Origin of the sequence: Pseudomonas californiensis (assembly GCF_021147775.1) — a bacterium.
GTDB lineage: Bacteria > Pseudomonadota > Gammaproteobacteria > Pseudomonadales > Pseudomonadaceae > Aquipseudomonas > Aquipseudomonas californiensis.
Window position 1 is genome coordinate 1 of the sequence record NZ_JAGTPK010000014.1, and the last position, 26,003, is coordinate 26,003.

At 58.0% G+C, this 26,003-nt stretch carries 26 protein-coding genes and 1 riboswitch; of the genes, 6 read left to right on the plus strand and 20 right to left on the minus strand.

The window, feature by feature from the left end:
* Positions 1-125 precede the first annotated feature (125 nt).
* The 17 genes from KDX37_RS15310 to KDX37_RS15390 all read right to left on the minus strand — a co-directional run bounded on the left by KDX37_RS15310 (position 126) and on the right by KDX37_RS15390 (position 14,867).
* Complete coding sequence (locus tag KDX37_RS15310) at positions 126-821, minus strand: PqiC family protein (RefSeq protein ID WP_231653523.1); 696 nt, start codon at positions 819-821, stop codon at positions 126-128.
* Between the two features lie 184 nt (positions 822-1,005).
* Positions 1,006-3,261, minus strand: a complete 2,256-nt coding sequence (gene parC / locus KDX37_RS15315; RefSeq protein ID WP_231653524.1) for a DNA topoisomerase IV subunit A — start codon at positions 3,259-3,261, stop codon at positions 1,006-1,008.
* A gap of 10 nt (positions 3,262-3,271) precedes the next feature.
* Positions 3,272-3,793, minus strand: coding sequence for a retropepsin-like aspartic protease family protein (locus tag KDX37_RS15320; protein ID WP_231653525.1), 522 nt, complete (start codon positions 3,791-3,793; stop codon positions 3,272-3,274).
* A complete protein-coding gene (locus KDX37_RS15325; protein WP_231653526.1) occupies positions 3,790-4,776 on the minus strand; it encodes an esterase-like activity of phytase family protein in 987 nt (328 codons plus the stop codon). The genes KDX37_RS15320 and KDX37_RS15325 overlap by 4 nt, the downstream gene beginning before the upstream one ends.
* Entirely contained in the window at positions 4,773-6,677 is a 1,905-nt protein-coding gene (gene parE, locus KDX37_RS15330) for a DNA topoisomerase IV subunit B (RefSeq protein ID WP_231653527.1), read from the minus strand. The genes KDX37_RS15325 and parE overlap by 4 nt, the downstream gene beginning before the upstream one ends.
* Before the next feature lie 76 nt (positions 6,678-6,753).
* Positions 6,754-7,371: a YqiA/YcfP family alpha/beta fold hydrolase gene (locus KDX37_RS15335; RefSeq protein ID WP_231653528.1), complete on the minus strand. Its 618-nt coding sequence runs from the start codon at positions 7,369-7,371 to the stop codon at positions 6,754-6,756.
* Between the two features lie 88 nt (positions 7,372-7,459).
* Positions 7,460-8,266, minus strand: a complete 807-nt coding sequence (cpdA, locus tag KDX37_RS15340) for a 3',5'-cyclic-AMP phosphodiesterase (protein WP_231653529.1) — start codon at positions 8,264-8,266, stop codon at positions 7,460-7,462.
* 92 nt (positions 8,267-8,358) lie between these two features.
* Positions 8,359-8,736 carry a hypothetical protein gene (locus KDX37_RS15345; protein WP_231653530.1) on the minus strand — a complete coding sequence of 126 codons (378 nt, stop codon included), beginning with the start codon at positions 8,734-8,736 and terminating at the stop codon, positions 8,359-8,361.
* An 862-nt stretch (positions 8,737-9,598) separates the two neighbouring features.
* Positions 9,599-9,802, minus strand: coding sequence for a DUF4926 domain-containing protein (locus KDX37_RS15350; protein WP_231653531.1), 204 nt, complete (start codon positions 9,800-9,802; stop codon positions 9,599-9,601).
* Positions 9,803-9,827: 25 nt separating this feature from the next.
* The gene (locus KDX37_RS15355) at positions 9,828-10,277 is read right to left on the minus strand and encodes a hypothetical protein (RefSeq protein WP_231653532.1); all 450 of its coding nucleotides are present in this window, start codon (positions 10,275-10,277) and stop codon (positions 9,828-9,830) included.
* Complete coding sequence (locus KDX37_RS15360; RefSeq protein WP_231653533.1) at positions 10,270-10,593, minus strand: hypothetical protein; 324 nt, start codon at positions 10,591-10,593, stop codon at positions 10,270-10,272. The genes KDX37_RS15355 and KDX37_RS15360 overlap by 8 nt, the downstream gene beginning before the upstream one ends.
* 148 nt (positions 10,594-10,741) lie before the next feature.
* Positions 10,742-11,182 carry a hypothetical protein gene (locus KDX37_RS15365; RefSeq protein WP_231653534.1) on the minus strand — a complete coding sequence of 147 codons (441 nt, stop codon included), beginning with the start codon at positions 11,180-11,182 and terminating at the stop codon, positions 10,742-10,744.
* A 718-nt stretch (positions 11,183-11,900) separates the two neighbouring features.
* The gene (locus KDX37_RS15375; protein ID WP_319941702.1) at positions 11,901-12,107 is read right to left on the minus strand and encodes a DUF4926 domain-containing protein; all 207 of its coding nucleotides are present in this window, start codon (positions 12,105-12,107) and stop codon (positions 11,901-11,903) included.
* Between the two features lie 6 nt (positions 12,108-12,113).
* Positions 12,114-12,437: a DUF6883 domain-containing protein gene (locus tag KDX37_RS29765; RefSeq protein ID WP_406642484.1), complete on the minus strand. Its 324-nt coding sequence runs from the start codon at positions 12,435-12,437 to the stop codon at positions 12,114-12,116.
* A 133-nt stretch (positions 12,438-12,570) separates the two neighbouring features.
* Positions 12,571-13,212 carry a hypothetical protein gene (locus KDX37_RS15380; RefSeq protein ID WP_231653536.1) on the minus strand — a complete coding sequence of 214 codons (642 nt, stop codon included), beginning with the start codon at positions 13,210-13,212 and terminating at the stop codon, positions 12,571-12,573.
* A gap of 594 nt (positions 13,213-13,806) precedes the next feature.
* Positions 13,807-14,259 (minus strand): DUF1249 domain-containing protein, encoded by a 453-nt coding sequence (locus KDX37_RS15385; protein WP_231653537.1) that lies wholly within the window; start codon positions 14,257-14,259, stop codon positions 13,807-13,809.
* Positions 14,250-14,867, minus strand: coding sequence for an NUDIX domain-containing protein (locus KDX37_RS15390; protein WP_231653538.1), 618 nt, complete (start codon positions 14,865-14,867; stop codon positions 14,250-14,252). Before KDX37_RS15390 ends, KDX37_RS15385 begins: the two co-directional genes overlap by 10 nt.
* 208 nt (positions 14,868-15,075) lie before the next feature.
* Between KDX37_RS15390 and KDX37_RS15395 the strand changes: the two genes are divergently transcribed.
* Entirely contained in the window at positions 15,076-15,822 is a 747-nt protein-coding gene (locus tag KDX37_RS15395) for an RsiV family protein (RefSeq protein ID WP_231653539.1), read from the plus strand.
* Here the strand turns inward: KDX37_RS15395 and cytX are convergent.
* Together cytX and thiC are read right to left on the minus strand one after the other, a co-directional pair.
* A complete protein-coding gene (gene cytX / locus KDX37_RS15400; protein ID WP_231653540.1) occupies positions 15,791-17,080 on the minus strand; it encodes a putative hydroxymethylpyrimidine transporter CytX in 1,290 nt (429 codons plus the stop codon). The two genes, KDX37_RS15395 and cytX, sit on opposite strands and share 32 nt — an antisense overlap.
* A gap of 302 nt (positions 17,081-17,382) precedes the next feature.
* Positions 17,383-19,272 carry a phosphomethylpyrimidine synthase ThiC gene (gene thiC / locus KDX37_RS15405; RefSeq protein WP_231653541.1) on the minus strand — a complete coding sequence of 630 codons (1,890 nt, stop codon included), beginning with the start codon at positions 19,270-19,272 and terminating at the stop codon, positions 17,383-17,385.
* 161 nt (positions 19,273-19,433) lie between these two features.
* Positions 19,434-19,538: riboswitch (TPP riboswitch) on the minus strand.
* Between the two features lie 160 nt (positions 19,539-19,698).
* On the opposite strand from thiC, the gene KDX37_RS15410 reads away from it, so the two are divergent.
* Entirely contained in the window at positions 19,699-21,138 is a 1,440-nt protein-coding gene (locus tag KDX37_RS15410) for a TolC family outer membrane protein (protein ID WP_231653542.1), read from the plus strand.
* A gap of 37 nt (positions 21,139-21,175) precedes the next feature.
* Here KDX37_RS15410 and waaA read toward each other — a convergent pair whose 3' ends face one another.
* Entirely contained in the window at positions 21,176-22,447 is a 1,272-nt protein-coding gene (gene waaA, locus KDX37_RS15415) for a lipid IV(A) 3-deoxy-D-manno-octulosonic acid transferase (protein ID WP_231653543.1), read from the minus strand.
* 138 nt (positions 22,448-22,585) lie between these two features.
* Between waaA and KDX37_RS15420 the strand changes: the two genes are divergently transcribed.
* From KDX37_RS15420 to KDX37_RS15435, 4 genes are read left to right on the plus strand one after another with little or no spacing between them, the layout of a single operon-like run.
* On the plus strand, positions 22,586-22,918 hold the full coding sequence (locus tag KDX37_RS15420) for an SMR family transporter (protein WP_231653544.1): 333 nt from the start codon (positions 22,586-22,588) through the stop codon (positions 22,916-22,918).
* A gap of 60 nt (positions 22,919-22,978) precedes the next feature.
* A complete protein-coding gene (locus KDX37_RS15425; RefSeq protein ID WP_231653545.1) occupies positions 22,979-24,154 on the plus strand; it encodes an NAD(P)/FAD-dependent oxidoreductase in 1,176 nt (391 codons plus the stop codon).
* The gene (locus KDX37_RS15430; RefSeq protein WP_231653546.1) at positions 24,151-24,966 is read left to right on the plus strand and encodes an aldo/keto reductase; all 816 of its coding nucleotides are present in this window, start codon (positions 24,151-24,153) and stop codon (positions 24,964-24,966) included. The genes KDX37_RS15425 and KDX37_RS15430 overlap by 4 nt, the downstream gene beginning before the upstream one ends.
* Before the next feature lie 36 nt (positions 24,967-25,002).
* The gene (locus tag KDX37_RS15435) at positions 25,003-25,965 is read left to right on the plus strand and encodes a metal ABC transporter ATPase (protein ID WP_231653547.1); all 963 of its coding nucleotides are present in this window, start codon (positions 25,003-25,005) and stop codon (positions 25,963-25,965) included.
* The last annotated feature ends 38 nt before the right edge of the window (positions 25,966-26,003 follow it).

Sequence of the window (26,003 nt, forward strand, 5' to 3'; positions counted from 1 at the left end):
ATCGGTGCTGATCTACAACAGGGAGCGGCCGCATCTGTCCTTGAAATACAAAACGCCCGATGCGGTGCATCGGGCGCTTTGAGACTGAAATAGGTGTAAACCTATTTCAGGACTAGACAGGTGACTTAGAAGCGGAACACTTCAAGGTCGGTGCGTATCGGTGAGGCCATCGGGATCCTTGGCTTTTCCGGCTCCTTGGCGCGGGCGACAGGTGCCTTTTTGGGTTCTTCGACGGGCTGCCAGGAAATCGGTTTGATGGCCGTACTGACTTGGTCTGCCAAGCGCTGCAGCAGCAGACCCTGTGCTTTCACCTGATCGGCAGAACTGCCAGCGTGGACTTGCTCAAGATGCACCAGTCGGCTGTCGCGGACATGGCCCTTGCGGTCAAGCAGTCGCCATTGCGCATCCAGAACAGCAGGCTGCTTGGCACCGGAATCAAGGCGAGTAATGGACAGAACGACTTGTACGTCGGGTGTGAAGTTGGCAACCGCAGGCGCCAGTACGACACGCTGACTGTCCAGCTTCCAGGCCAGTTGCCGCAACAGCAACTGGTCGATGTCCGAGGACAGATTGCCCGCCCAGCGTCCATCGCTGGAAGCAGTCAACGTACCGTCGGGTTGGCGTTGTAGAAGGGTTTCGCGTTGCAGATAGTCGGCCACCGAAACAGGACCCAGCAATACAGCCAGACCACTACTCTGTTTCGGTTGACCCGGCTCACCGCTGTCGAGCTGATACAGCGCGGTCGGCTGGTGCACACTGCACCCTGCCAGACCCAAAACGCCAGTGATCAGCAAGACGAGAGGAAGGCGTAGAAGATTCATCATCCCATCCAGGTGGCTGCCCCACGGGGAAGCCACAGTCTAAGTACTTTCCAGACCCATGCAGGCGATCAGCCACGCTTGCGCCCCAAGACCCCATATCATCCGTGAATATGCGCCATGACTCCAGCGATTATGCGTCGTCCTTCATGGCAAAATGAAGAACACTGGCGCCAGATCAATATTTTCAGCTGTTTTCCACCAATAAGGCGTCAACGCGCTGGAAGCCTCTCGGGAGCTTGTTACCCCGACGACCACGTTCCCCCTTGTAATGTTCGAGATCTTCTGGCTTGAGCGAAAGCGTGCGCTTGCCAGCCTGCAGAACCAGCGTAGCGCCTTGCGCGATCACTGCAAGATCGGTCACGTACTCTTCGCGACTGGCCACACGTTCGCCGGGAATACCGATGATCTTGTTGCCCTTGCCTTTGCCCAATTGCGGCAGATCGCTGATCTTGAACACCAGCAAGCGCCCTTCTGTGGTTACGGCAGCCAGCCAGTTCTGTTCCCGGTCGGATACTGGGCGCGGCAGAATGACCTTTGCCCCCGCAGGCAGGCTCAGCAACGCCTTGCCCGCCTTGTTCTTGGCCTGCAGATCTTCACCTTTGACGACAAAGCCGTAGCCCGCATCCGAAGCGATGACATACAGCGAGTCGTCTTCAGGCAGCAGAACGCACTCGAACGTGGCGCCTGGCGGCGGCTGCAGCTTGCCCGTCAATGGCTCACCCTGACCGCGAGCCGACGGCAAGGTGTGCGCGGCGACCGAATAACTGCGGCCGGTCGAGTCGATGAACACGGCAAATTGATTGGAACGACCAGTCGAGGAGGTCTTGAAACCATCCCCGGCCTTGTAGGAAAGACCCGTGGCATCAATGTCATGGCCTTTGGCGCAACGCACCCAGCCTTTCTCGGAAAGCACCACCGTAACCGGCTCAGTCGGCATCAGCTCGTTTTCGGACAGGGCCTTGGCCTCTGCACGCGCCACGATGGGCGAGCGACGGTCATCGCCATAGGTTTCAGCATCGGCAATCAGTTCGGCACGAACCAGCTTGCGCAGCTTGGTTTCACTGCCCAGCAGGGCCTGAAGCTTGGCCTGCTCCTTGCGCAATGCATCCTGCTCGCTGCGCAGCTTCATTTCTTCAAGACGTGCCAACTGGCGCAGGCGAGTATCGAGAATGTAGTCAGCCTGGATTTCCGAGAGGTCGAACCGTGCAATCAGCTCGGCCTTGGGGTGCTCGGCAGTACGGATGATGTGAATCACTTCATCCAGATTGAGATACGCGGTGAGCAAACCGTCCAACAGGTGCAAACGATGCTCGACCTTGTCCAGACGGAACTGCAGACGCCGGCGTACGGTGCCGATGCGGAAGGTCAGCCACTCACTGAGCAGTGTCTTGAGGTTCTTGAGCTGCGGCTTGCCGTCCAGACCGATGATGTTGATGTTCACCCGGTAACTGGATTCCAGCTCGGTAGTGGCGAACAAGTGCTGCATCAGCTCGTCGAGTTCAACCCGGTTGGAGCGCGGAATGATCACGATCCGGCAAGGGTTTTCATGGTCCGACTCGTCACGCAGGTCAGCAACCATTGGCAGCTTCTTGGCCTGCATCTGTGCGGCAATCTGCTCCAGCACCTTGGCGCCAGAGACCTGATGTGGCAGCGACGTGACCACGATGTCGCCATCTTCGATGCGATAGACAGCACGCATGCGCACCGAACCGCGACCGGTCTCGTAGATTTTCAGCAGGTCGGAACGCGGGGTGATGATCTCGGCTTCGGTCGGATAGTCCGGGCCCAGGATGTGCTCGCACAATTCCTGAATCGTCGCCTTGGGATCGTCGAGCAAATGTACGCAGGCGCTAGCGACTTCGCGCAGGTTGTGCGGCGGAACGTCGGTGGCCATGCCTACGGCGATGCCGGTGGTGCCGTTGAGCAGGATATTCGGCAAACGTGCAGGCAACGCTGCGGGTTCGTCGAGGGTGCCATCGAAGTTCGGAACCCAGTCGGCAGTGCCCTGCCCCAGCTCACTGAGCAGGACTTCGGAATAACGCGACAGACGTGCTTCGGTGTAGCGCATGGCCGCAAACGACTTGGGATCATCCGGCGCACCCCAGTTGCCCTGCCCGTCCACCAGCGTGTAACGGTAGCTGAACGGCTGAGCCATCAGCACCATGGCTTCGTAGCAGGCCGAGTCGCCGTGCGGGTGGAACTTGCCGAGCACGTCGCCGACGGTACGCGCCGACTTCTTGTGCTTGGCGTCCGCACCCAGGCCCAGCTCGCTCATCGCATAGATGATGCGGCGCTGTACGGGCTTCAGACCGTCGCCGATATGCGGCAAGGCACGGTCCATGATCACGTACATGGAGTAGTTGAGGTAGGCCTGTTCGGTGAAGTCAGCCAGTGATCGGCGTTCTACGCCATCCAGGCTGAGGTCAAGGGAGTCGCTCATGCGGGCCTCATTATTTCGTTGACTGGCGCAGCAGCAAATTGCCGCCACGCTGTGTGAATTCGAGTTGTTTCATTGCGCTCATGCCCAGCAATACCTGTCGCCCCTCAAAACCCGGTGCTACCAGCGCGCGGACATTGGTCAGGACGATGTCACCCAGTTGCAGCCGGTCAAGCGTGGTCCGAAAACCCTGGCTCATACCATTAGCCGTGCTTACCGTCACCGGCAGCCCTCGCTTCAAGCCCAGGTCGTCGGCCAGTTCACCGGGGATCGCCACATCCGTGGCCCCGGTGTCGATCATGAACTCTACAGCGCGACCGTTGATCTGGCCGCTGCTGACGAAATGCCCCTGACGGTTGCCCACCAGTTGCACTTCGACATAGCCGTCACCGTGTTGCGAAGTGACGACAGCGTTGGGGTTCTGTTGCTTGTCCTCCCAATCGCCGAAAAAGCGCGTTGCCAGAAACAGCCCGGCAGCCCAGGCAAGAATCATGAGAATCTTGCCAGCACGCCTGCCGGGCGGCGCCTGGCTCATTGTCCAGAACTCCAGCCCAGCCTTGGCGCCGCAAAACGCCATACAATCGGGCGTTTTTCGCCGTCGGCACGGGCTCCGAAATTGTTGTCGATACCGATCCAGGCACCCGTCTCATCCACCACCAGCGCTTCGGTCAGGCCATAGGGCTGATCGTAGCGGCGTGATGGCAGCATCGCCTCTTTAGCGAACGACCAGCAGCGCTCGATCTGGCCATCTTCCAAGTCTCGTCGACAAATGCGGTAAACCGAACGTTCCAGCGTGAACAGTTTGCCGTTGAACAGCGAAATATCGGAAAAATCAGTAGAAACCTTTCTGCGTGCCTGCTCGGGGGGCAGCGAGTCCTTGCCTGCTTCCGACAGCAGGACGCAGCTCTTGCCACAGCCCCATTGATCCTTTCCACTGTCGCGCTGAACCAGCAGCAGGCCACGCTTCTCGCGCTCGGCCGCCAGCCAGATCCGGTCGCCCGCAGCATCAACCGCAATGCCTTCGAAAATGGCGTTGAAATGCTGCAGCATCCCTTGGGCACGCGCCTGCTCGATCATCTCTTTGGGCAGCGCCAGCCAGAAGGGGGCGCCGCTGACCGGAACCTTCAAGACTGTGCCGTATGCTTCACTGACCAGATAGCGATTGCCGGCCGCGTCACAGCTCACGCCTTCAAAATCCAGATTGCCACCGCGCACGACCGACGACAGGTTGGCCAGCGAACGCAAATTCAGTGGCAGATAGCTTTTCGGTGCTGGCACGTCCAGGACATGCGGCTCGGCCTTCCAGACCTGATCCGACACGTCCAGGCTGTACAGCAAAGTGTCATCGCGGTCCGACACCGTCCACAATTGGCCATTGCACATGGCCAGACCCGACAGATTGCCACCGACCATGCCGTCGACCGGATGCTCGGATTGCAATTCAAGGCCCTCAAGAGGCTGCATGGCAAAAGCCGGAGCAACCACCATGGCCAAGGCAGCGAGCCAGGCTCGGATCAAATCAGGACCTCGGCCAGGTTGCCCTTCGATTCGAGCCAGGACTTGCGATCGCCGGCGCGTTTCTTGGCCAGCAACATATCCATCATTTCCGATGTCGCAGCGTAGTCATCCAGCGTGAGCTGCACCAGACGCCGCGTATTCGGGTCCATGGTGGTTTCGCGCAATTGTGGCGGGTTCATTTCACCCAGCCCCTTGAATCGCGTGACCTGGGGCTTGCCGCGCTTTTTCTCGGCAACCAGACGATCCAGAATCCCGTCGCGCTCGCTTTCGTCCAGCGCGTAGTAGATTTCCTTGCCAAGGTCGATGCGATACAACGGTGGCATGGCGACATAGACGTGCCCAGCATCCACCAACGGACGGAAATGCTGGACGAACAGCGCGCAGAGCAGCGTGGCAATATGCAGCCCGTCGGAGTCGGCGTCGGCCAGGATGCAGATCTTGCCGTAGCGCAGTTGACTGATGTCGGCAACACCCGGGTCGACACCGATGGCGACGGCAATATTGTGCACTTCCTGGCTGGCAAGCACTTCACCGCCGTCCACTTCCCATGTGTTCAGAATCTTGCCGCGCAGGGGCAGGATGGCCTGGAACTCCTTGTCACGCGCCTGCTTGGCCGAACCGCCAGCGGAGTCACCCTCGACCAGAAACAGCTCGGAACGTGCCGGGTCCTGACCCGCGCAATCGGCAAGCTTGCCTGGCAACGCGGGGCCTTGCGTGATGCGTTTGCGCTCGACCTTCTTGCTGGCCTTGAGACGACGACCGGCGTTGTTGATCGCCAGATCGGCCAGTTGCAGGCCCAGTTCCGAGTGCGTATTGAGCCACAGGCTGAATGCATCCTTGACCACGCCTGATACGAACGCGGCCGCCTCACGGGACGACAGACGCTCTTTGGTCTGACCGGAGAATTGCGGCTCCTGCATCTTCATCGACAGCACGAACGCGATCCGCTCCCACACGTCTTCCGGCGCCAGTTTCACACCGCGCGGCAGCAGGTTGCGGAATTCGCAGAACTCACGCATTGCATCCAGCAAACCCTGACGCAAACCGTTGACGTGGGTGCCGCCCTGCGCGGTCGGGATCAGGTTGACGTAGCTTTCCTGAACGCTGTCGCCGCCTTCCGGCAGCCACAGCAGCGCCCAGTCGACGGCTTCCTTGTTACCGGCAAAACTGCCACAGAACGGTTCGTCCGGCAGACGCAGGAATTCGGTGACAGAGTCCTGCAGATAAGAACGCAGTCCGTCTTCGTAATGCCACTCGACTTTCTCGCCGGTGGACTTGTCTTCAAAGCTGACCAGCAGACCCGGGCACAGTACGGCTTTCGCCTTGAGCACATGCTTGAGACGGCTGACGGAAAACTTGGGGGTATCAAAGTATTTGGGATCGGGCGCGAAATAGACGCTGGTCCCGGTGTTGCGCTTGCCTACCGTACCGATGACCGCCAGCTCCGTGGCCTTGAAGCCATCGGCGAAAGTCATCTCGTATTCGTTGCCGTCACGCTTGACCCGCACCCGGACCTGATTGGAGAGCGCGTTGACCACCGAAATACCCACGCCGTGCAGGCCGCCGGAGAACTGGTAGTTCTTGTTGGAGAATTTACCGCCTGCGTGGAGCTTGGTCAGAATAAGCTCGACACCGGAAACGCCCTCTTCAGGGTGGATGTCCACGGGCATGCCGCGTCCGTCGTCGGACACTTCCAGCGAGTTGTCCGCGTGGAGAATGACTTGTACCGACCGGGCGTGACCGGCCAGGGCTTCGTCGACACTGTTGTCAATGACTTCCTGCGCCAGGTGATTGGGGCGCGAGGTGTCGGTGTACATGCCCGGACGTTTGCGAACCGGATCGAGGCCCGAGAGGACTTCGATGGCGTCTGCGTTATAAGAGCTAGCGCTGGGATTGGCCATGGGTTCTCGTTTTCAATCGTTCATGAAATTTCGGGGGTTCAATGTTCTTGCATCCATATGACCGGGCGTCGATCACTTACAACACGGACAGATCAATCGTTTGCAACAGGCTCGGGGCAAAACCGGCAAAACTCAGCAGTGCTGGCAGTTGCCCGGCGAAACCCTGATAGCTGTGATCGCCACCGGCCTGGATGCGCAACGCACAGGCCCTGTAAAACCTCTCGGCACGCCGGTAATCCAGCGTTTCGTCACCCGTCTGCAGCCACACCTGGATCTGCTGGGGATCCTGCGGAGCAGGCACTTCCAGTTCGGCCAACGCGTGAATGTGGTCCTGGGTCAACTGCCATTGCTCACCGGTGTACAGGTTCTGCTGCATGCCGAGAAACCCGTCGAACAGCTGGTGCGGGTTGACGGCAGGGTTGATCAGCACTGCCTTGAGGCCGTGGCGCTGCGCCAAATGAGTCGCATAGTAGCCGCCGAGGGAGCTGCCGACCAGTAATGGCCGCCCAAGCGCCTGTATCGCCGACTCCAGTTGGGCCATCGCCTGACGGGGATGATGATGTAATTCGGGAACCTGCAAACGTTCTGCCAGCCCGAGGGAATCCATCAGCGCAATCAACTGACAGGCCTTTTTGGACTGGGCCGAACTGTTCAGGCCATGAATGTACAGCAATGAAGGTGTATCGCTGGTCACGCTGTCGCTCCCGAGAGCCAAGCAAAGCCGCGTAGTTTACAGGGACCCGCGCCGCAACACCTCACTGGAAACGATTCAGCCTGATGAATCAGTAACCAGTGCCGCCATAATCGGCCTCGAACACCATGCCGACCACTCTGGAAACACCCGTTTCAAGCTGCCCGTCGTCATGCAGTCGCAGCCAGCGATAGCCGGGCGCGGCCGTGTCCAGCTTGAAATCGATGCTGCCTGGTGCAAACTGAATGCAGGTCGACGGCGAAGCAAGCAGCCGCACGCCACTGCGCATCTGGTCGAATTCCTGGTGCACATGCCCCCAGAGCACAGCACGCACTTGAGGAAACCGATCAATAACCGCGAAGAACGCCTCGGCGTTGCGCAAACCGATGGGGGCCATCCATTCACAGCCAATGTCCACTGGGTGGTGATGCAGGCAAACCAGATGATGCCGGTCGGGCGCCTCACTCAACGAGCGCTCCAGGATCTGCAACTGCTGCGACGCCAGCAGGCCAGGCACTGAACCGGGCACTGCCGAATCCAGCAGCGTTATCCGCCACTGGCCGATGTCTACGATCGGGTCCAGCAGACCTGCGCCCTGAGCGACCTGTTCCATCTGCGGCAATTCGTCATGATTGCCTGCGAACCAGCGCGCAGGTGCGTCTATCTGCCCGCTGAGCCGACGAAACGCCTCATACGACTCCACGCTACCATCCTGGGAAATATCCCCACTGGCGATCACCACATCAATATCCGACTGTTCGGCCAGCACCCGCTCGACCACCTTTTCCAGGCTGTCACGGGTATTCATGCCCAGCAACGCGCCGTCCGCCTCGGCAAACAGGTGGCTGTCGGATAGCTGGACCAGCAAAACTGACGATGAAGGGGCTGCGCTCGGCAAGGCTGTCTCCTGGAAGGCATTCAGCGCGATTATGTGACGGCGAGCGATACGGGTAAACCCGGAATGTGGGTGTGTGTCACATTTGCTGGTTGTCAGGGGATACGTCGGCTCTTGGCTCGAGTTTTGCCAAATGCTTGTGCAATCAACGCACCCGACACCATACCCGCCAGCCCGGCACACAGCAGGTAGTTCAACGCTTGCTCGTAAGGCAATTCAGGCCAGTATTGACCGATGATCAGTATTGTCAGAACCATGCCCAGGGCTATGCCTGACAACGCCGCCAGAAAAATGCTGGGTAATATCCGCCGAAATGACGACAAGCCCATTATCAAGCCTGAAGCGGCAGCAACCCCATATTGATTTGGGCTCAAGCGCTCGCTCCAAAATAATGAAATGCATGCCATGACAAGCATACAGAAGACGACCCAGGTCAGGCACGCCAATGAAACCCGGATGATGATCATCGCCATCTCACCGGACAATTGGAAAGCAGCGCTTCAGAGGATCCTCCCGCATTGAAAACCTCCTCGACGTAAGATACGCAGTTATTGGGAATCCCGAACCAATGCCACGGCTTTATGCTCAACTCCTCCAGCTTTCGTTGAGCGGCCTCGGGATTCGTGAGTCTGACGTTTCGACGAAACAGCTCTGTTTTGGATGACTCCGCAAGGTAGCGTCTGTAGCCAGACTCGTCCATGTAATAAGGCCGAGCCACCAACCCCGCAATGTGAAAATAGAATATGCCCGCCCTTAGTAGAGCATGCCCACAAATATTTGGCCCGTCGCCACTAACCACTATCAGCCCAGTGTCATACCAATTAAAGGGTACAACCCTGCAAAAATCCAAATGCGTTCCCAAATAGCTCATCTCCACTCCCCAGCCTGAAAAAACAAGGGGAATTTATTTCACGAAATACTCTACATTCAAGCTGAAAACCTGACTTTTCAAAAAACCAGAATTCACCTACGCGCACCAAGGAAAACTTCTGACAGAAGAGCCTGACCAAAACTTAAATCCTTTAATATTTAATCTTTTACTTATTCTTGCCCGCACACAAACAGCAACCACACCGCAATCAGTCAAAACGGCTCAACGAAGTACCCGCCTTCACGAACAATGATCGTGGGGTTGAAGAGCGCGGCGAAGCTTTCGATGAAGTCCGCCGGGAAATCCAGACGCGACAGATTCATGTACAGATAGCAGAACTTTTATGTATTGGTCCTACCCCCCCACCACATAATCCGCATAAGGATATATGATCGGCACATCATCCCTGCTTGAAGACTCCGACCGAAAGAGCCCCTTGAGTCGTTTAACTACTTTTAAGCTCATCATATCCGCGCCAAAAGAGACAACTGCGAAGGAAGCAATGTCAACTGCGCCGTCGTTCTGCCTTGCGAATCGGCAAACTCGACCTCGTACGCAATGTCCGGAACAAAGAACTCATGCACAATCGTCCCCATTGCCCCCTTGACCAAACCTGCTTCAGGAACATTCACTTCAAGCCTGACCACATCGAGCAACGTAAAATCCATTGGCACAGCCAAAACCCTTCAAGCGTTAATCCGAAAAGCCAATCGTCACAAATACCTCGCAACCCTCATCATCGACAATCGCTCTGGCTTGGGCAAAAGACGGGCCGAATTCAGAGGCAAGCTTGGCGTTCCAACTTCCTGCCAATGCATTCGCGACAACCGTCGCTTCAGGCAACGAAAGATTCTCAAAAAGCCCCGTCACCTCGAGCAGATTCATCCAGAACTGATTTTTGGCTGGCGAACTATCCGATTCCAAGAGCGAGCGGTAATAAGTCTCATCAAAATTTTCCTTAACAAAAACCCAACCATCCACACGTATGAAGTCGGGCCAGTACAGCTTTGCCATACAGAGCGCGAAGTCTGCCGGCAGCCGCTGCGTGTAATGAACCGCATGGATGTAATCGAAGCCCGAGACGGGATGATGAGCGTTATCGGCTCGGAACGACGCAAAATCAAAATTTTCAAGCTCAGCCATTTAACTCACGCAACGCCGAAAACGGATTCAGCAGTTCAGGAGCATCACTCCATATATTCCACTCATGACTGTCAAAGGCCTCAAGCGCGATAAAACAATTCTGCGGCGCCTCATCCACCTCGATGGGTTTCCTGATCTTGTCGACAGAATCCACGGCGACGATAAAACAGTCGAAAACCTGCTCGATATCATTAGCGAATAGGCGTAGTTCCTCCCAACTGAACACCCATCCTTTTTCGAGGACTCGCAGATGCTCCTCAAAGTCAGGCATAGCCAACCCCGCCGGAGCGATGCCGAAACCATAAAACTCAAGCACTGCCCAGATCCATTTGTTTTCGGGTACAAGCGCTGTGACATGCTTGAGATTGGCTATACACCTCAGTCTTGGCGATGCCGATATCTGTAGCGATTTCAAAACAGCTTCTTCCTATGCCCAGTTTTACGCCGCCCACCCCTACGAAAAACTAGCGCCTGCATAAAGTCACCCAGACCTCATCCAGATCATCTTCCAGCAGAAGTACGGCTTCTGAGCCGGACGCTGGAAACTGCTGGACAAGCTTATCATTCCAGCATTTACATATTACCGCACCTAGTTCAGCCGCATCTTCATAACTGATATCTCCCAACAAACTGGTAATCTCAACCATGTTGACCCAGTAAGAAACATCAAGGACACCACTCCGCAGGAACTCCTGATATTTTAACTCTGTATAATTCCCCCCAACAAAATAACCTTCCCCGTTATAAAACAGCGTGGGATTAAGTAAGGCAGCGAAGCTGATGATGAAGTCACTGCATAAATCCTTCTTTTCTCTAACCATATAAAAATAGTCAAACCGTGAAAGACCTTCTTCATTAACAGACAGATAATCTGAATAACTATCTTTGGATACGGAGCCACTCATTTTGGATACTCGTCATCTGTTGGATATCTTACAATCGGGCCACTGGCAGAACTCACGCCACCGGGATGAGTATTGATCTTATTAAATTTAATATTTGGTCGCGCATATTTACCATGAGGCTTACCGCTTCCCCGATATTGCTTGAACGTGCCATTTTCATAATGCGTTGTGTACTGTCCCTCACGTCCGGGCCTCTCTACAATGGTGTGCGATCTTCCTTCAGCCTCGTCCAGCGGCGGCGGCGGCTTGTTTCGAGATTTTTTCTTCCGCGGCGGCGCAGCTACTGGCTCCGGCACAACCGCCTTCGCCTACGGAATCACAACCGTCTGCGATCCGCTCCCTTTGCCTTCAGCAACTCCCGCTTCGTAAACCTTGGTTTTCTTGAGATTAGATACGTTGGCTCTTGGCTCAAGCGCTGCCAATCGCGTACATAATCAAAACAACCGACGCCACACCAGCCAAACCCATCTGCAGAAAAGCGTAGCGCTTTCCAGTTGAATACCTATCCAGCACATAGAGCTCGTATATAACTCTCAAAGTTCGACATAGGTAACTTTCCGGTGCGAATCCTTCACTACCCAATCAAGGCTTCGTCCGACCCCATCACGACCATGGGCGACTGATGGTTTTTCAGAAGTATTTCGTTTCGCCCTTCTGCCTCGAAAAACTGGCACTATTACGCTGTAATCTGCGATTCTTCTGGGCAATGAGTCACTTTTTATCCAACGTCCATTGCCAAAGATATCTGAGAAGGTAATAAAGTTAGTTGCACAACCGTTCGGCCATGCTCATCCGTAAATTCAATTTCGTACGCAGTTCTTGGCCCTATGCACTCGTGAACCACAGTTCCAATATCACCTACAAACAATCCTTCTTCAGGAATATCTACATCGAGCCTCACGACATCATTTATTGTCATTCTCATAAAACTCTACCTTACAAATAATGTTGTCAACCGCGGGGTCGATGAACCTGGATCGTAGATCCAACCTGTGCGCACGACCCCCTCTCGCTTTGGACCCTTAACCAGAATATCGACTCTGAAGCGAGCCCCCATATCATTTACCACTCCAGGTGTTGAGCCTGTTGTACGGACGCCATGATGAAGCTGCCTTATCAGGTCGTCTGCATTCTTTAAAGTAAAACCAAGAGCAGACTCAAACACTCGTGCTTTTGGCCCTCCTGAAATATGGTCCTTGTTTAGCGCGTAACCCGTTATCTTTCTAGGGTCAATCAAGGCATTAGCAGCCCCCATAAGAATGCCTGCGGTAGGCGGCTTGGAAACTCTTGCAGGTGTGATACCGTTCGCCTGCGGAATCACAACCGTCTGCGATCCGCTCCCTTTGCCTTCAGCAACCCCTGCCTCGTTAACCCTGGCTTTCTTGAGATTAGCGCCCAGCTTGCCCAGTGTCTCGCCTAACCGTGTGAGCAGTGGCGTCAATCGTGTGGATGCGACTGAAGCGCGGGCTGCGAGGCCGGTGCCGCCGGTCAGAAAGACCAGCAAGGCTGCCAGTACGATCTCGAAAACCCTTCCCCCCGGTGAACTGGAGAATGGATTCGTGGTTCTGGAGACTGACGTATTCTGCGGCAAAGTCTCGGAGTACACGCTTGCTGGCTGCATCCTCGAAGATGTAGTTCGCAGCCTCATAGGCCTGCGCCATTTTTTCTCGGCTGATGGTCGCGGGATCAAAACCAAGTGCAGCAGCCAGGTCGCGGTATTGAGCCGCCGTGTATTGCTCCAGAAATGAATCCAGCCAGCCTTTTCCGGGTTCCGGCTCGGCCTTCCAGGCCGCCACTGACGCCTGCGCAAGCTCATCAAAGGGGTTGGCCAGATCAGCGAATTCAAGGCCTGACTCAACCAGCCCCCAGGCGCCGTACAAAAATCCCCGTCCCAGCGCGATCTGGGCATAAAAGCCATTGGCAACCGCGCTGCGCTGCGCCTGGATCGCTGTCAGACGGTCGGCTTCGACTCGCTCGGCAGCCAGGATTTCGTGCGGGATCTCTTGCAGTTCTGCTCGAATGCCACCCAACTGCGCTTTCGGATCGAACTGCGGATTGAGCCGAATCCGATGTGCACGCCCCTCGATGACCTGACTGAGAAAACCCTTGGAATCCAGCGTGCCCCGAATGACCTGACCGTCTTCCTGAATAAGCCCTCAAGGACAGCCAACCAGACACTCACCGTTAGTCCAAGGAAATCAAACCCCCACCAGACAGCTGGCTTTGGCTTCTTCCCTGTAGAACGTACGTGGGGGCTGATTTTCCCAAGTGTATTCGGGTGGCGGTGGCTCCGGCGGGGATTTGGCAGGTCCGGTCGGCCGGCAAACACCCGGCGTCGGCGAATAGTTGCCTCTGGTGTCGTAAACACCCATGGCGGTGAACTCCTTGTACCAATGATCACGCGTCCATGCGCTGGGGCGGTGCAGTTCAGTCGGTCGTGAAACCCTGGCTGAACGTAAGCAGATGAAAAACAGCCGGCGAGTTTAAGCGCTGGCGCGAGGTCGTCCAGCGTCAAAAAGTATCGGGAAATTTCGGGAACGAAGGCTGAAACGTATTCAGCAGAATGCCGCCCATGAATAGCGGCATCTATCAGCAGAGCGTGTCAAAAAGTATCGAAAGATGAATCAACGAACCGATTCGAACTCATGCCCGCACGCGAGGCAGTGACTCAGCCATTCCCCCAGAAACAGGTTGAGCTGGGCTTTTTCGTCTGGCTGGTGCATGTCGGCGTTGGGGTACGGATAAATCCCCCGGAAGCGACGGGCATGTTCGGCGCCGATGACTTCGGCCATGCGTGCGTCGTGGTAGACCTGAACTTCAAGCTTTGGAACCGGCAGCCAGGGCAAGCTGTGCTCCTGGCGTACCTGCAGGGTGGTGGTGTACGGGCAGTCGAGCAAGACTTCGACCGCCAGGACGCCCAGCATTTGATCACCCTGGGTGACGGCCACACGCCGCGAACGTTGTTCGTTGCGCATGTCCGGCAGCAGACGCATCAAGCGCGCGTAGTTGGCTTCGCACGCAGCCTGAAGCCCGGCAAGGTCAACACGGTAGCGCTCGCGCAATAGATTCACGACCATAACCCCCTTATTTCAACGCGGTTCAACGCCAGCCATTGCAAGGCAATGATGGTCGCCGCGTTCATGACTCGTCCGTCAGCCACGGCCTGCATTGCGTCGTCAAACGACCAGACTGTGACGCGGATGTCTTCGCCTTCGGACTCAAGCCCATGCAGCCCGCCTGCCCCCTCACTGTCGCACTTGCCCAGAAACAAATGCACGTATTCGTCACTGCCGCCCGGCGAAGGGAAATATTTGGTGATCGGCCATAGCGCACCGAATACAAGCCCAGCTTCCTCCTCTGCCTCGCGATGAGCAACTTCTTCCGGCTGCTCATCCTTGTCGATCAACCCGGCAACCAGTTCGATCAGCCAGGGGTTGCCGGCCTTCTCGACCGCGCCAACGCGAAACTGCTCGATCAGGACCACTTCATCACGTCTTGCGTCATAAGGCAGCACGCACACGGCGTCGTGACGGACGAACAGTTCGCGGCTGATCTCCTTGCTGGTGCCGCCGTCGAACAGCTCGTGGCGTACATATAATTTGTCCAGCTTATAGAACCCCTTGAAGCAGTTTTCCCGCCGGGTGATCTCAAAAGCCGTGGGTACGGATCGGGTGGTCTGGGTCATAGGTTTCTCACTTGCCGCCATCTTTGACATCGGGTCATCCTAACGCGCATCGACCACTCGATGCAGCCCCCTTGAAGATGCAGGGTAGACGGCCAGTGGTTAAAACAATTCTAATCCGCCCAGTGGCGAACCGAAGACGCGATTGACAGTCCAACCAGCCTGCATACGCACAACGCAACCGCCTTTACTGACACTGCCAAGGATCAACATGTCGTTATTGAGGATCACTTCACTGGCTTGCCTGGCCCTGTTGCTGGGCGCCTGCCAAAGCCTCTTCACGCCCAACATGCGCACACCGCTGCAAGTCCAGCGCGATGCATCCGAGCTGATCAAGCCCGGCTGCACCACTGCGGATTGCCCGCTGGTGAACATCGACACCGTGCATTTCCCTGACGAGCAGCGTCTGGACGCCATTGTTCAGAAGACGTTGCTGCAATTGACCCGCTCAGACTCGAGTGCTCCGGTCGCGCCTTCGCTCAAGGCCTATCAGGAGCAGTTCCTGAACCAGGCGCAGGGCCGCAACAGCAGCTACCTGCAAGCCAAGGTACGCGAACAGCATGACGGTATCGTGGTGGTCGAGCTGTCCAGCTACCTGGACAACGGCGGCACCCACGGCAATCCGGGCCGCGCTTTCATCAACTACTCGCGTCAGCAGCAGAAGGTTTTGACGCTGGCGGACATGGTGATTCCGGGCAAGGAAAGCGAATTCTGGCAGAAAGCCGAACTGGCCCATCAGGGCTGGCTGGTATCGAGCAAGATGGGCGAAGACGGCGAGTTCGTCAAAACCTGGCCGTTCAAGCGCACGCCGCACATTGCGCTGACGTACGGCGCGGTCATCCTGAAATATCCAGTCGAGACTATTGCCCCGTACTCCATGGGCCATATCGAGCTGAAGATTCCTTATCCTCAGCTCAACGGCATCCTCAAGCCGGAACTGTTCCCCGGCCGCGGGTGATCGCCCCGCCGATCAGCAGTTGCAACACGCCAGCGAAGATCAGCGCTGGCAGTGTTGCGCCAACATCCGGGTAGAGATTGGCCAGTACGTGATACGTGCTGACACCGCCCAGCCACGCCAGGAGACTCATCCAGCGCAAGCCGACAGCCGCAGCCTGACCACTGCGACGGCGCAGAATGAAGTGATCCACCAGCACTACGCCGAACAGCGGCGCAAACACCGAGCCAATCAACAGCAGGAAGTTCTGATACTGCGCGAGCGGCGCCAGACAGGCGATCAATGTGCAGATGATGCCTATTGCCAACGCCAGATGCTCAACCTTGACCCGTGACAGCATGGCGCTGGAAACAGCCGCCGAGTGAATGTCAGCAAAGGCGTTTTCGGTTTCATCGAGCAGAATCAACAGCAGCGGAATGCCCAGCCCTGCGCCCGCCAGCGCCAACAACAACGCGTTGGTTTCGCCGCTGGGTGCAAATGCCAGCGTGTAGGCGACGCCCAGGCTCATCAGCCAGAAGTTACCGATGAAAAACCCCACCGCCGTGCCGCCAAACACGTTTTTGGCGCGCTTGCCGAAACGTGAGTAGTCGGCGATCAACGGCAACCATGAAAGCGGCATCGCGATAGCGATGTCGAAACCCACTGCAAACGGCATCGAGCCATCACCGCCACGCGACCAGAGCGCGGCCAGGTCTGCTTTGGCCCACAGGTTCCAGGTCAGCCAGACGCAGGCCGCCAACAACAGCCAGATGCCCCATTTACGCAGGACTCGGCGAACGAAGGTCAACGGGCCGCTGACAGCCAGCAATGTCGCCAGCGCACCGAAAAACAGTGTCCAGAGCAGAGGATTCGCCCACGGGCTGCCTTCTGCAAAGGCGCGACCGCCCAGCAGACTGGCCGCGTCACGCATCACGATGATTTCAAATGAGCCCCAGCCAATCAGTTGCAGCAGGTTCAATACGGCGGGCAACGAAGCGCCCTGAGTGCCAAGACTCAGCTTCAGCGCTGCCATGGACGACAGCCCAGTGTCACTGCCGATCACACCGACACTGGCCAGCAACATCACGCCGACCAATGTGCCCAGAAAAATCGCCAGCAACGATCCCGACATGCCGAGCCCAGGCGCCAGCAAGGCGCCGGTCTGCAACACCATCAGGCCAATACCGAGCGAGAACCACAGCGAAAACAGATCTCGCCCGCCAAAGACCCGCTTACTGGCGGGAACGGGTGAGTCAGGTGAATAAGTGCCAGGTGTGTTCACTTTGATGTCTCTTGAGGACGTTTTAAGGATGTTTCAAAATTTCGCAAACAGATTGCGCGACGCCTGACACTCAAGCTTCATCGCCTGTTCAGCAGCCTTCGCGAGCACGCTCACTCCCACAAGTGCGCATCCAACTGAGTCCACCTGCGGGAGTCAGCCGGGCGGCGTTCCGTTTGCTGGCGAAGAGGCCCTCACATTCAATAAAGCTTCATCGACTGCTCGACAGCCTGCGCGAGCAAGACAGCATGTCCCGGCTCGCGCCAATGGCTTCACTCTTGGCAGAGTGAAGCCATTGATCAGCCTCAGACTTTTTTGTACAGCTGGCTGCCTTCCTGCTTGAAGCGTTCGGCCTGTTCTGCAAGGCCTTTGGCAACATCCACATCCACGGCTTCAATTCGCTGATTGGCAGCGTACTCGCGCACTTCCTGAGTGATTTTCATCGAGCAGAATTTCGGCCCGCACATGGAGCAGAAATGCGCGACCTTGGCTGAGTCTTTCGGCAAGGTTTCGTCGTGGTACGAGCGTGCAGTGTCCGGATCCAGCCCGAGGTTGAACTGGTCTTCCCAGCGGAACTCGAAGCGCGCCTTGCTCAAGGCGTTATCGCGGATCTGCGCGCCCGGATGCCCTTTGGCCAGGTCAGCGGCGTGAGCCGCAATCTTGTAAGTGATGATGCCGGTCTTGACGTCATCCTTGTTCGGCAGCCCCAGATGCTCCTTGGGCGTGACGTAGCACAGCATCGCGCAACCGAACCAGCCGATCATGGCCGCACCGATGCCGGAAGTGATGTGGTCATAGCCCGGCGCAATGTCCGTGGTCAGTGGGCCGAGGGTGTAAAACGGTGCTTCGTCGCAGCATTCCAGCTGCTTGTCCATGTTCTCTTTGATCAGTTGCATAGGCACATGGCCAGGACCTTCGATCATGGTCTGCACATCATGTTTCCAGGCGATCTTGGTCAGCTCGCCCAGGGTTTCCAGCTCGCCGAACTGCGCAGCATCGTTGGCATCGGCAATCGAGCCTGGACGCAGGCCGTCGCCCAGCGAGAAGCTGACGTCGTAGGCCTTCATGATTTCGCAGATGTCTTCGAAATGGGTGTAAAGGAAGTTTTCCTTGTGATGCGCCAGGCACCACTTGGCCATGATCGAGCCGCCACGGCTGACGATGCCGGTGACGCGCTTGGCGGTCAATGGCACGTAGCGCAACAGCACGCCCGCGTGGATGGTGAAGTAGTCAACGCCCTGCTCCGCCTGCTCGATCAGCGTGTCACGGAACAGCTCCCAGGTCAGGTCTTCGGCTGCACCGCCGACTTTTTCCAGCGCCTGATAGATTGGCACGGTGCCAATCGGTACGGGCGAGTTGCGGATGATCCACTCGCGGGTTTCGTGAATGTGTTTACCGGTCGACAGGTCCATGACCGTGTCCGAGCCCCAGCGAATACCCCAGGTCAGTTTGGCGACCTCTTCTTCGATGGACGAGCCCAGCGCACTGTTACCGATGTTGCCGTTGATCTTCACCAGGAAGTTGCGGCCGATGATCATCGGTTCCAGCTCAACGTGATTGATGCTGGCGGGGATGATTGCACGACCACGAGCGATTTCTTCGCGTACGAATTCGGCGGTGATTTCCTTGGGGATGCTCGCGCCGAAGCTGTGGCCTGGGTGCTGCTGATTCAACAGGCCAGCGGCGCGCGCTTCCTGAAGCTTCATGTTTTCGCGGATGGCGACGTATTCCATCTCGGCGGTAATGATGCCCTGACGCGCATAGTGCATCTGGCTGACGTTGGCACCGGCCTTGGCGCGGCGCGGATTGCGCACGTGGGCAAAACGCAGTGCGGTCAGTTCGGCATCGCCAAGGCGCTGCTGGCCGAAATGCGAGCTCAGACCGGCAAGGCGCTCGGTGTCGTTGCGCGAGTCGATCCAGGGCGAACGCACGTCGGCCAGGCCTTTGCGCACATCAATGATGACGTTGGGGTCGGTGTAAGGGCCGGAGGTGTCGTAGACGGTGACCGGGGCGTTGATTTCGCCACCAAAGTCGGTCGGCGTCACGTCGAGCGTGATTTCACGCATCGGCACGCGGATGTCCGGGCGAGAGCCCTGAACGTAGATTTTCTGCGAACGGGTAAACGGCTTCACCGATCCGGAATCGACCTGTGCCGACTCGCTCAAATGGGCTGCGTTTTTTGGTTTTGTACTCATCACGGCTCTCCAGACATCCAGTTGCGGATTTATTGTCGGAGTGACCTGATCAGAACGGACGGATGCACCCTGCAAGAAAGAGTGCTGAGCAACGAAAGGAGGCGAAACGGTTCATGATATTGAACGATCGACCCCGGACGACACTCAAGAGGACTCGCCGGGAGACGAGAAATCTTGTTCCCTACGCAGGCGCTAACCTGATCAGGTTCAACGGGATCCGGTTTAACCGATCTCAGCCTCATAGCAAGGCACCCCGACAAGAACGGGCTCAGTCTATGCTGGCGTGCAGCCAGAACGCCAGCCAATTTGCACCGGGCTCGATAAATGGCTGAAATCGCCGATTGTTGCCCGTTGCGTCTGGCTCTACACTCGCTAACCCGGTTTTCATCAAACTGTGATTACTTCTTCATGAACAGGGAACGCCTCATGTTGCGCAAACTTTCGTTGGCCGTGGCTGTTTCGTTTGCGTCCAACGGATTGGTCTGGGCGGCCGATGTGCCGCTGCCGACCAAGACCGGTCTGGTGAACGTGTACGAGCAGGCCGTGGACAACAACGCCGACCTTGCCGCTGCCCGTGCCGATTACGCGGCTCGCAAAGAGGCCGTACCGCAGGCGCGTGCGGGGCTGCTGCCGAATATCTCCGGCAGCGCCCAGTCCAATAACACCCGCACCAGCATTGACCAGCCTCGCATTACAGCGACACGCAGCGGTACGGTTTACCAGGCGACCCTGAGCCAACCGATCTTCCGAGCCGATCGCTGGTTCCAGTTGCAGGCCGCCGAAGCCGTCAACGAACAGGCTGCGCTCGAGTTGTCGGCCACCGAACAGAATCTGATCCTGCAGTCGGCGCAAAACTACTTCAGCGTGCTGCGCGCGCAGGACAATCTGGCCGCAACCAAAGCCGAAGAGTCAGCATTCAAGCGTCAGCTGGATCAAGCCAATGAACGCTTCGATGTCGGCCTTTCGGACAAGACCGACGTGCTGCAGGCACAAGCCAGTTACGACACGTCCCGCGCCAATCGGATCATTGCTCGTCGCCAGGTTGACGACGCGTTTCAGGCACTGGTGACGCTGACCAACCGTGAATACAACTCCATCGAGGGCATCGTACACACCTTGCCGATTCTCGCGCCGATGCCAAACGACGCCAAAGCCTGGGTCGACACCGCAGCGCAACAGAACCTCAACCTGCTGGCCAGCAACTACGCGGTCAACGCCGCCGAAGAAACCCTGCGTCAGCGCAAGGCCGGCCACGCGCCAACGCTGGACGCCGTTGCGACCTACCAGCGTGGCGACAATGATGCGCTGGGCTTCAACAATCCCAATTACACGGGCCAGAACTACAGCGGCGACGTCGAGCAACGCACGATTGGCGTTCAGTTGAATATTCCGATCTACAGCGGCGGCCTGACCAGCTCGCAGGTTCGGGAAGCCTACTCGCGCCTGAGCCAAAGCGAGCAGCGCCGCGAAGGCCTGCGCCGTCAAGTGGTGGAAAACACGCGTAACCTGCACCGTGCGGTCAACACTGACGTGGAACAGGTTCAGGCGCGCAAGCAATCAATCATTTCCAACCAGAGCGCGCTGGAAGCGACTGAAATCGGCTATCAGGTCGGCACGCGCAACATCGTCGATGTGCTGGATGCGCAGCGTCAGTTGTACGCGTCGGTTCGCGACTACAACAACACCCGTTATGACTATATTCTCGACAACCTGCGGCTCAAGCAGGCAGCGGGAACCTTGAACCCCGGTGACCTGCAGGATCTGTCGCGCTACCTGAAACCGGACTACAACCCGGACAAGGACTTCCTGCCGCCAGACCTGGCAACGGCCGCACAGAAAAACTTCGAAAGACCGGCACAGCGCTGAAGATCAGCGGTCACCCACAAGGGTTCAGGCGCTGACTTCAGATCAGCCGCTTGATCCCGTCCAGTAGCCGCTGCAACGCGCCCTGATTCGCCTTCATGACGTCCAGCCCCGCATCCGCCATGGTGCGGGCAAGTTGCGGCTGGTCGAACAGACGTTGAACGGCAACGGCCAGTGCAGCGGCGTCAGCCACTTCCTCCAGCGCGCCAGCGCTGTGCAACAGGGCGGCGATTTCCAGAAAATTGAACAGATGCGGACCGCTGAGGACAGGCTTGGCCAATGCCGCTGGCTCCAGCAGATTGTGCCCGCCATTGGGCACCAGACTGCCGCCGACAAAGGCGCTGTCTGCCAGCGCATACAAAAACAGCAACTCGCCCATCGTGTCGCCCAGCAGCACTGACACCTCGGCCGTGACCGCCTGCGCTGTCGAGCGGCGCACGGTCGTGAAGCCCTGCTGCTCACACAATCCATGCACGCTGTCGAAACGCTCGGGATGACGCGGCACCAGAATCAACAACGCATCCGGATGGCTCGCCAACAACGCACGATGAGCCGAGAGCACGCTTTCGTCTTCCCCGGCATGAGTGCTGGCAGCGATCCATACAGGCCGTTGCGTCGCCTGCCACTGCTGGCGCAACTGGGCGGCGCGCTCGAGCAATTGCGGGTCGATGCTCAGGTCAAACTTGATCGAGCCGGTTACCGTGACACACTCTGGGCGCGCGCCCAGCTCGCGGAAACGCTGCGCTTCGGTTTCGGTCTGCACGGCGAACAGCGCCATCTCCGCCAACATCGGTCGGGTCAGCCGGTCAAAGCGTGCATAACCCCGCGCCGAGCGCTCGGACAACCGGGCATTGGCCAAGACCACCGGGATGGCGCGCCTGGCGCATTGGTGGATGTGGTTGGGCCACAGCTCGGTTTCCATGATGATACCCAACTGCGGCTGCACACGATCGAGAAAGCGCCCGGCGGCCCAAGGCAGGTCATACGGCAGATAACAGTGCTGAATGCGCGGCTCGTTGGCGAACATTGCTTTGATTCGCTCCGAACCTGTGGGCGTCATGCAAGTCACAGTGATCGGCAATTGTGGATACTGCGCCAGCAACGCTCGGATCATGGGCGCGGCAGCAATGCTTTCTCCAACCGAAACGGCATGCACCCAGAGGCCGCCACGCTGCATCGCGGGCAAACCGATGGCGAAACGCTCGCCGATGCGTTGGCGATAAGCCGGAGCCTTGCGCGCACGCAACCATAACCGCAGGGCAACCAGCGGCAGACCGAGATGAAACAGCAGGGTATAGAGGGTTCTATTCATGGGCGCGGAGTTTATCAGCAGGCCCTCGCAATGCCACAACTGCATGAAGACGCGAACACGATTGCCGGAGCCGTGTGACGCATCCGGCCTGTCATTGCAAACCGTTAGAATGCGCAGCCTGACCACAAGGAAAACACCATGAACCCTTATTACCTGTTGGCCGTCGCCATCTGCGCCGAAGTCATCGCCACCACCTCCATGAAGGCCGTCAAAGGCCTGAGCACGCCGCTGCCACTGGTGCTGGTTATCGCTGGCTACGCGGTAGCGTTCTGGATGCTGATTCTGGTGATGCGCACGATTCCGGTCGGCATCACCTACGCCATCTGGTCAGGCATGGGTATCGTCATGGTCAGCATCGCGGCGTTCTTCGTCTACGGGCAAAAGCTCGACCTGCCCGCGCTGCTCGGCATGGGCATGATCGTTGCCGGTGTAGTGGTTATTCAGCTGTTCTCGAAAACCGCAGGGCATTGAGCGGGGAATTGAAAAGCCGATCCCCTATAATGGCCGGATTCTTTACCCACTGAGGTGCTCATGCCATCTGTTATTTCCACTGACGTCCTGATTGTCGGGGCAGGCGTAGCCGGTCTCTGGCTCAATGCACGGTTGCGCCGTCAAGGGTTCTCGACAGTCCTGGTAGAAAGCGCAAGCCTGGGTGGCGGACAAAGCCTGAAGTCTCAGGGGATCATCCATGGCGGGGCCAAGTACGCCTTGCATGGCGCATTATCGGGAGCATCCGAGGCCATTGCCGACATGCCACGCCGCTGGCGTGAAGCGCTCGAAGGCAAGGGCGAGCTGGATCTGACCGGCGTGCGCCTGCTGTCCGAAGCGCATTATCTCTGGTCGCCCGGCACGCTGGCCGGCAATCTGACCAGCTTCTTTGCCAGCAAGGCGGTGCGCGGGCGTGTGGATCAGGTCAAAGGCGAACAACTACCGCCCGCACTGCAAAACCCGAAATTCAAAGGTAAGGTGTATCGGCTGGCCGAGCTGGTAGTCGATGTGCCCAGCCTGATCGACCGTCTCGCGGCACTGGCTGAAGACAGCTTGCTGGCGGGCCAGCAGATCGAGCCGCTGCACGAAGGCGATGAGCTGATCGGCCTGCGGGTCGACGGCCGGGACATTCATGCACAACGCATCGTGCTCAGCGCTGGCGGCGGCAATGCCGACCTGCTGAACGCACTCGGCGTGTCGCAACCGCAAATGCAGCGCCGTCCGTTGCACATGGTGCTGGTCAAGGGCCCGACCCTCAAGCCGCTGTTCGCTCACTGCCTGGGCGGCGGCACCAAGCCACGTATCACCGTAACCACGCACCCGGCGGCCGATGGCCAATGCGTCTGGTACCTGGGTGGCGAGCTCGCAGAAGCGGACGGGGTCGCGCGCGCGCCGGCCGCACAGATTGCCACCGCCCGCAAAGAGCTGGAATCGCTGCTGCCCTGGGTCGACCTGAGCCAGGCGCAGTGGGCGACGTTGCGTGTTGATCGAGCGGAGCCGGCGCAATCTGGCCTGGTACGCCCGGACAACGCCTTTCTCGACAGCCAGCAGCGCCTGATGGTGGGTTGGCCGACCAAGCTGGCACTGGCACCCGACTTCGCTGATCGCTTGCTGGCCACGCTGTCCAAAGAGGGCATCCACCCTACGCCGCAACCACCGTTGGTGGATGTGCCCAAGCCGCCAGTGGCCATACCTGTCTGGGATCAACTGCTGCCATGAGCCTGAAAACCCTGCACAACTTGCATCGCCCGCTGGGCAGTACCGGCCTCAATGTCTCACCGCTTGGCCTGGGCACGGTCAAGCTAGGCCGCGATCAGGGCGTCAAATACCCCAGCGGTTTCAAGATCCCTGACGATCAGCAGGCGCAGATGCTGCTCAGGATGGCGCGTGACATGGGCATCAACCTCATCGACACGGCCCCGGCCTACGGCACCAGTGAGGAACGTCTAGGGCCGCTGCTGCGGGGGCAACGTCAGGATTGGGTGATCGTCAGCAAGGTGGGTGAAGAGTTCGAGAACGGTGAGTCGCGTCACGACTTCAGTGCTGAACACACACGCCGCTCGGTAGAGCGCAGCCTGAAACGCCTTGAAACCGATTTTCTGGACCTGGTACTGGTGCACTCGGACGGCAACGATCTGGCCATTCTCAACGATGCCGAGGTTTATCAGACGCTTGCCGAGCTCAAGCGCGAAGGCAAGATCCGTGGCTTCGGCTTTTCCGGCAAGACCGTCGAGGGTGGCTTGCTGGCCCTGCGCGAAGGCGATTGCGCCATGGTTACTTACAACCTTGATCAACAGGGTGAAAAGCCGGTTCTGGACTACGCTGCTGCGCACGGTAAAGGCATTCTGGTGAAAAAGGCGCTGGCCAGCGGCCATGTCTGCCTGACGCCAGGCATCGACCCGGTACACGCGAGTTTCCAGCTGCTGTTTGAGCATCCGGGCGTGGCCAGTGCTATTGTCGGGACCATTAACCCTCTGCATCTGGCTCACAACGTTGCAACCGCCGCTGCAGTGATTTGCCGTCAAGCCTGATTTGGGCGGCCGACCCCAACGCAAGAAGGAGCCGATATGCCGCGCACGCTGATTCGCAAGAATCCGAGCAACTTCAAAACGCTGCCGTTATTCGTCGAAGCCACGCCCGAAGGCCTGACCTATCAGAGCGTCGGCATGCCGATGAACTTTGCCCAGACCCTGCAGCGTCGACGCAAGATCGAGGTGCCGGACACAGAGCGATTCGACACCGAACTGGCCAATCTCGGAGTGTCCATCAGGCTGACGATAAGTTGGCAGAATCGTGATTACTGGGTGCTGGTCCGACAACGCCGCCAGGACCGGGGCGATGTGGTGCTCAAGCTGATCTCCGGTTACGTACCCGCGCATGGACTGGCTTTGCCGCTGCACACCGCCATTCAGGAAGTAGCAGAAGAGTGCTTGATTGAAACACCACAAGGCTGGCTCAGCGGGCTGTTCAAGGAGACCTGGCTGCCTGCCCCTTACGCCGCCGCATTGCATTACCGAGAGGCGATGCCGTTTCGCCTGAGCCCGCTTTCCGGGGCGGCCCGGCCGGTGCGCAACGGCAACCTGCCGCTGCTCGAACGCCCTAGAGCCTACGTGCATCTGCCCACCGCCTCGTTACAGCTGATCTATGACATGCGCCTGGAAATCCCCAAGGAGGCACGTCCCATCAGCCTGTTTCATGTCGATGAAGTACTCGAAAACGATCAACTGGTCGCCCGCCTTAACCGAAGCAAGCCCGACCTGTACCTGATGCCTCTGGAAAACGGAGCACCGCTGCCTGAGCTCTACACGCTCAAGCGCGACAAGCTGGTGCCAGCGGGTACTCGTGGCCTGTATCTGGCAGAAAGCTTCGCCGCCCAGGACGGCTGGGTGGTACGCGAGGAGCGCATCCGCTGGAAGGATTGGTTGCGGCAGCAAGGTATGACCCCGCCGGCGAAAAAGACCGGCCTCAAACGCCTGACTGGCAGAGCCCGGGAACTGCTGCAACTGGCACGCAGCAGTCTCAGCAAATGATTCACTTGCCCGGCAGGCATTCATCCTGCCGGGCCAGC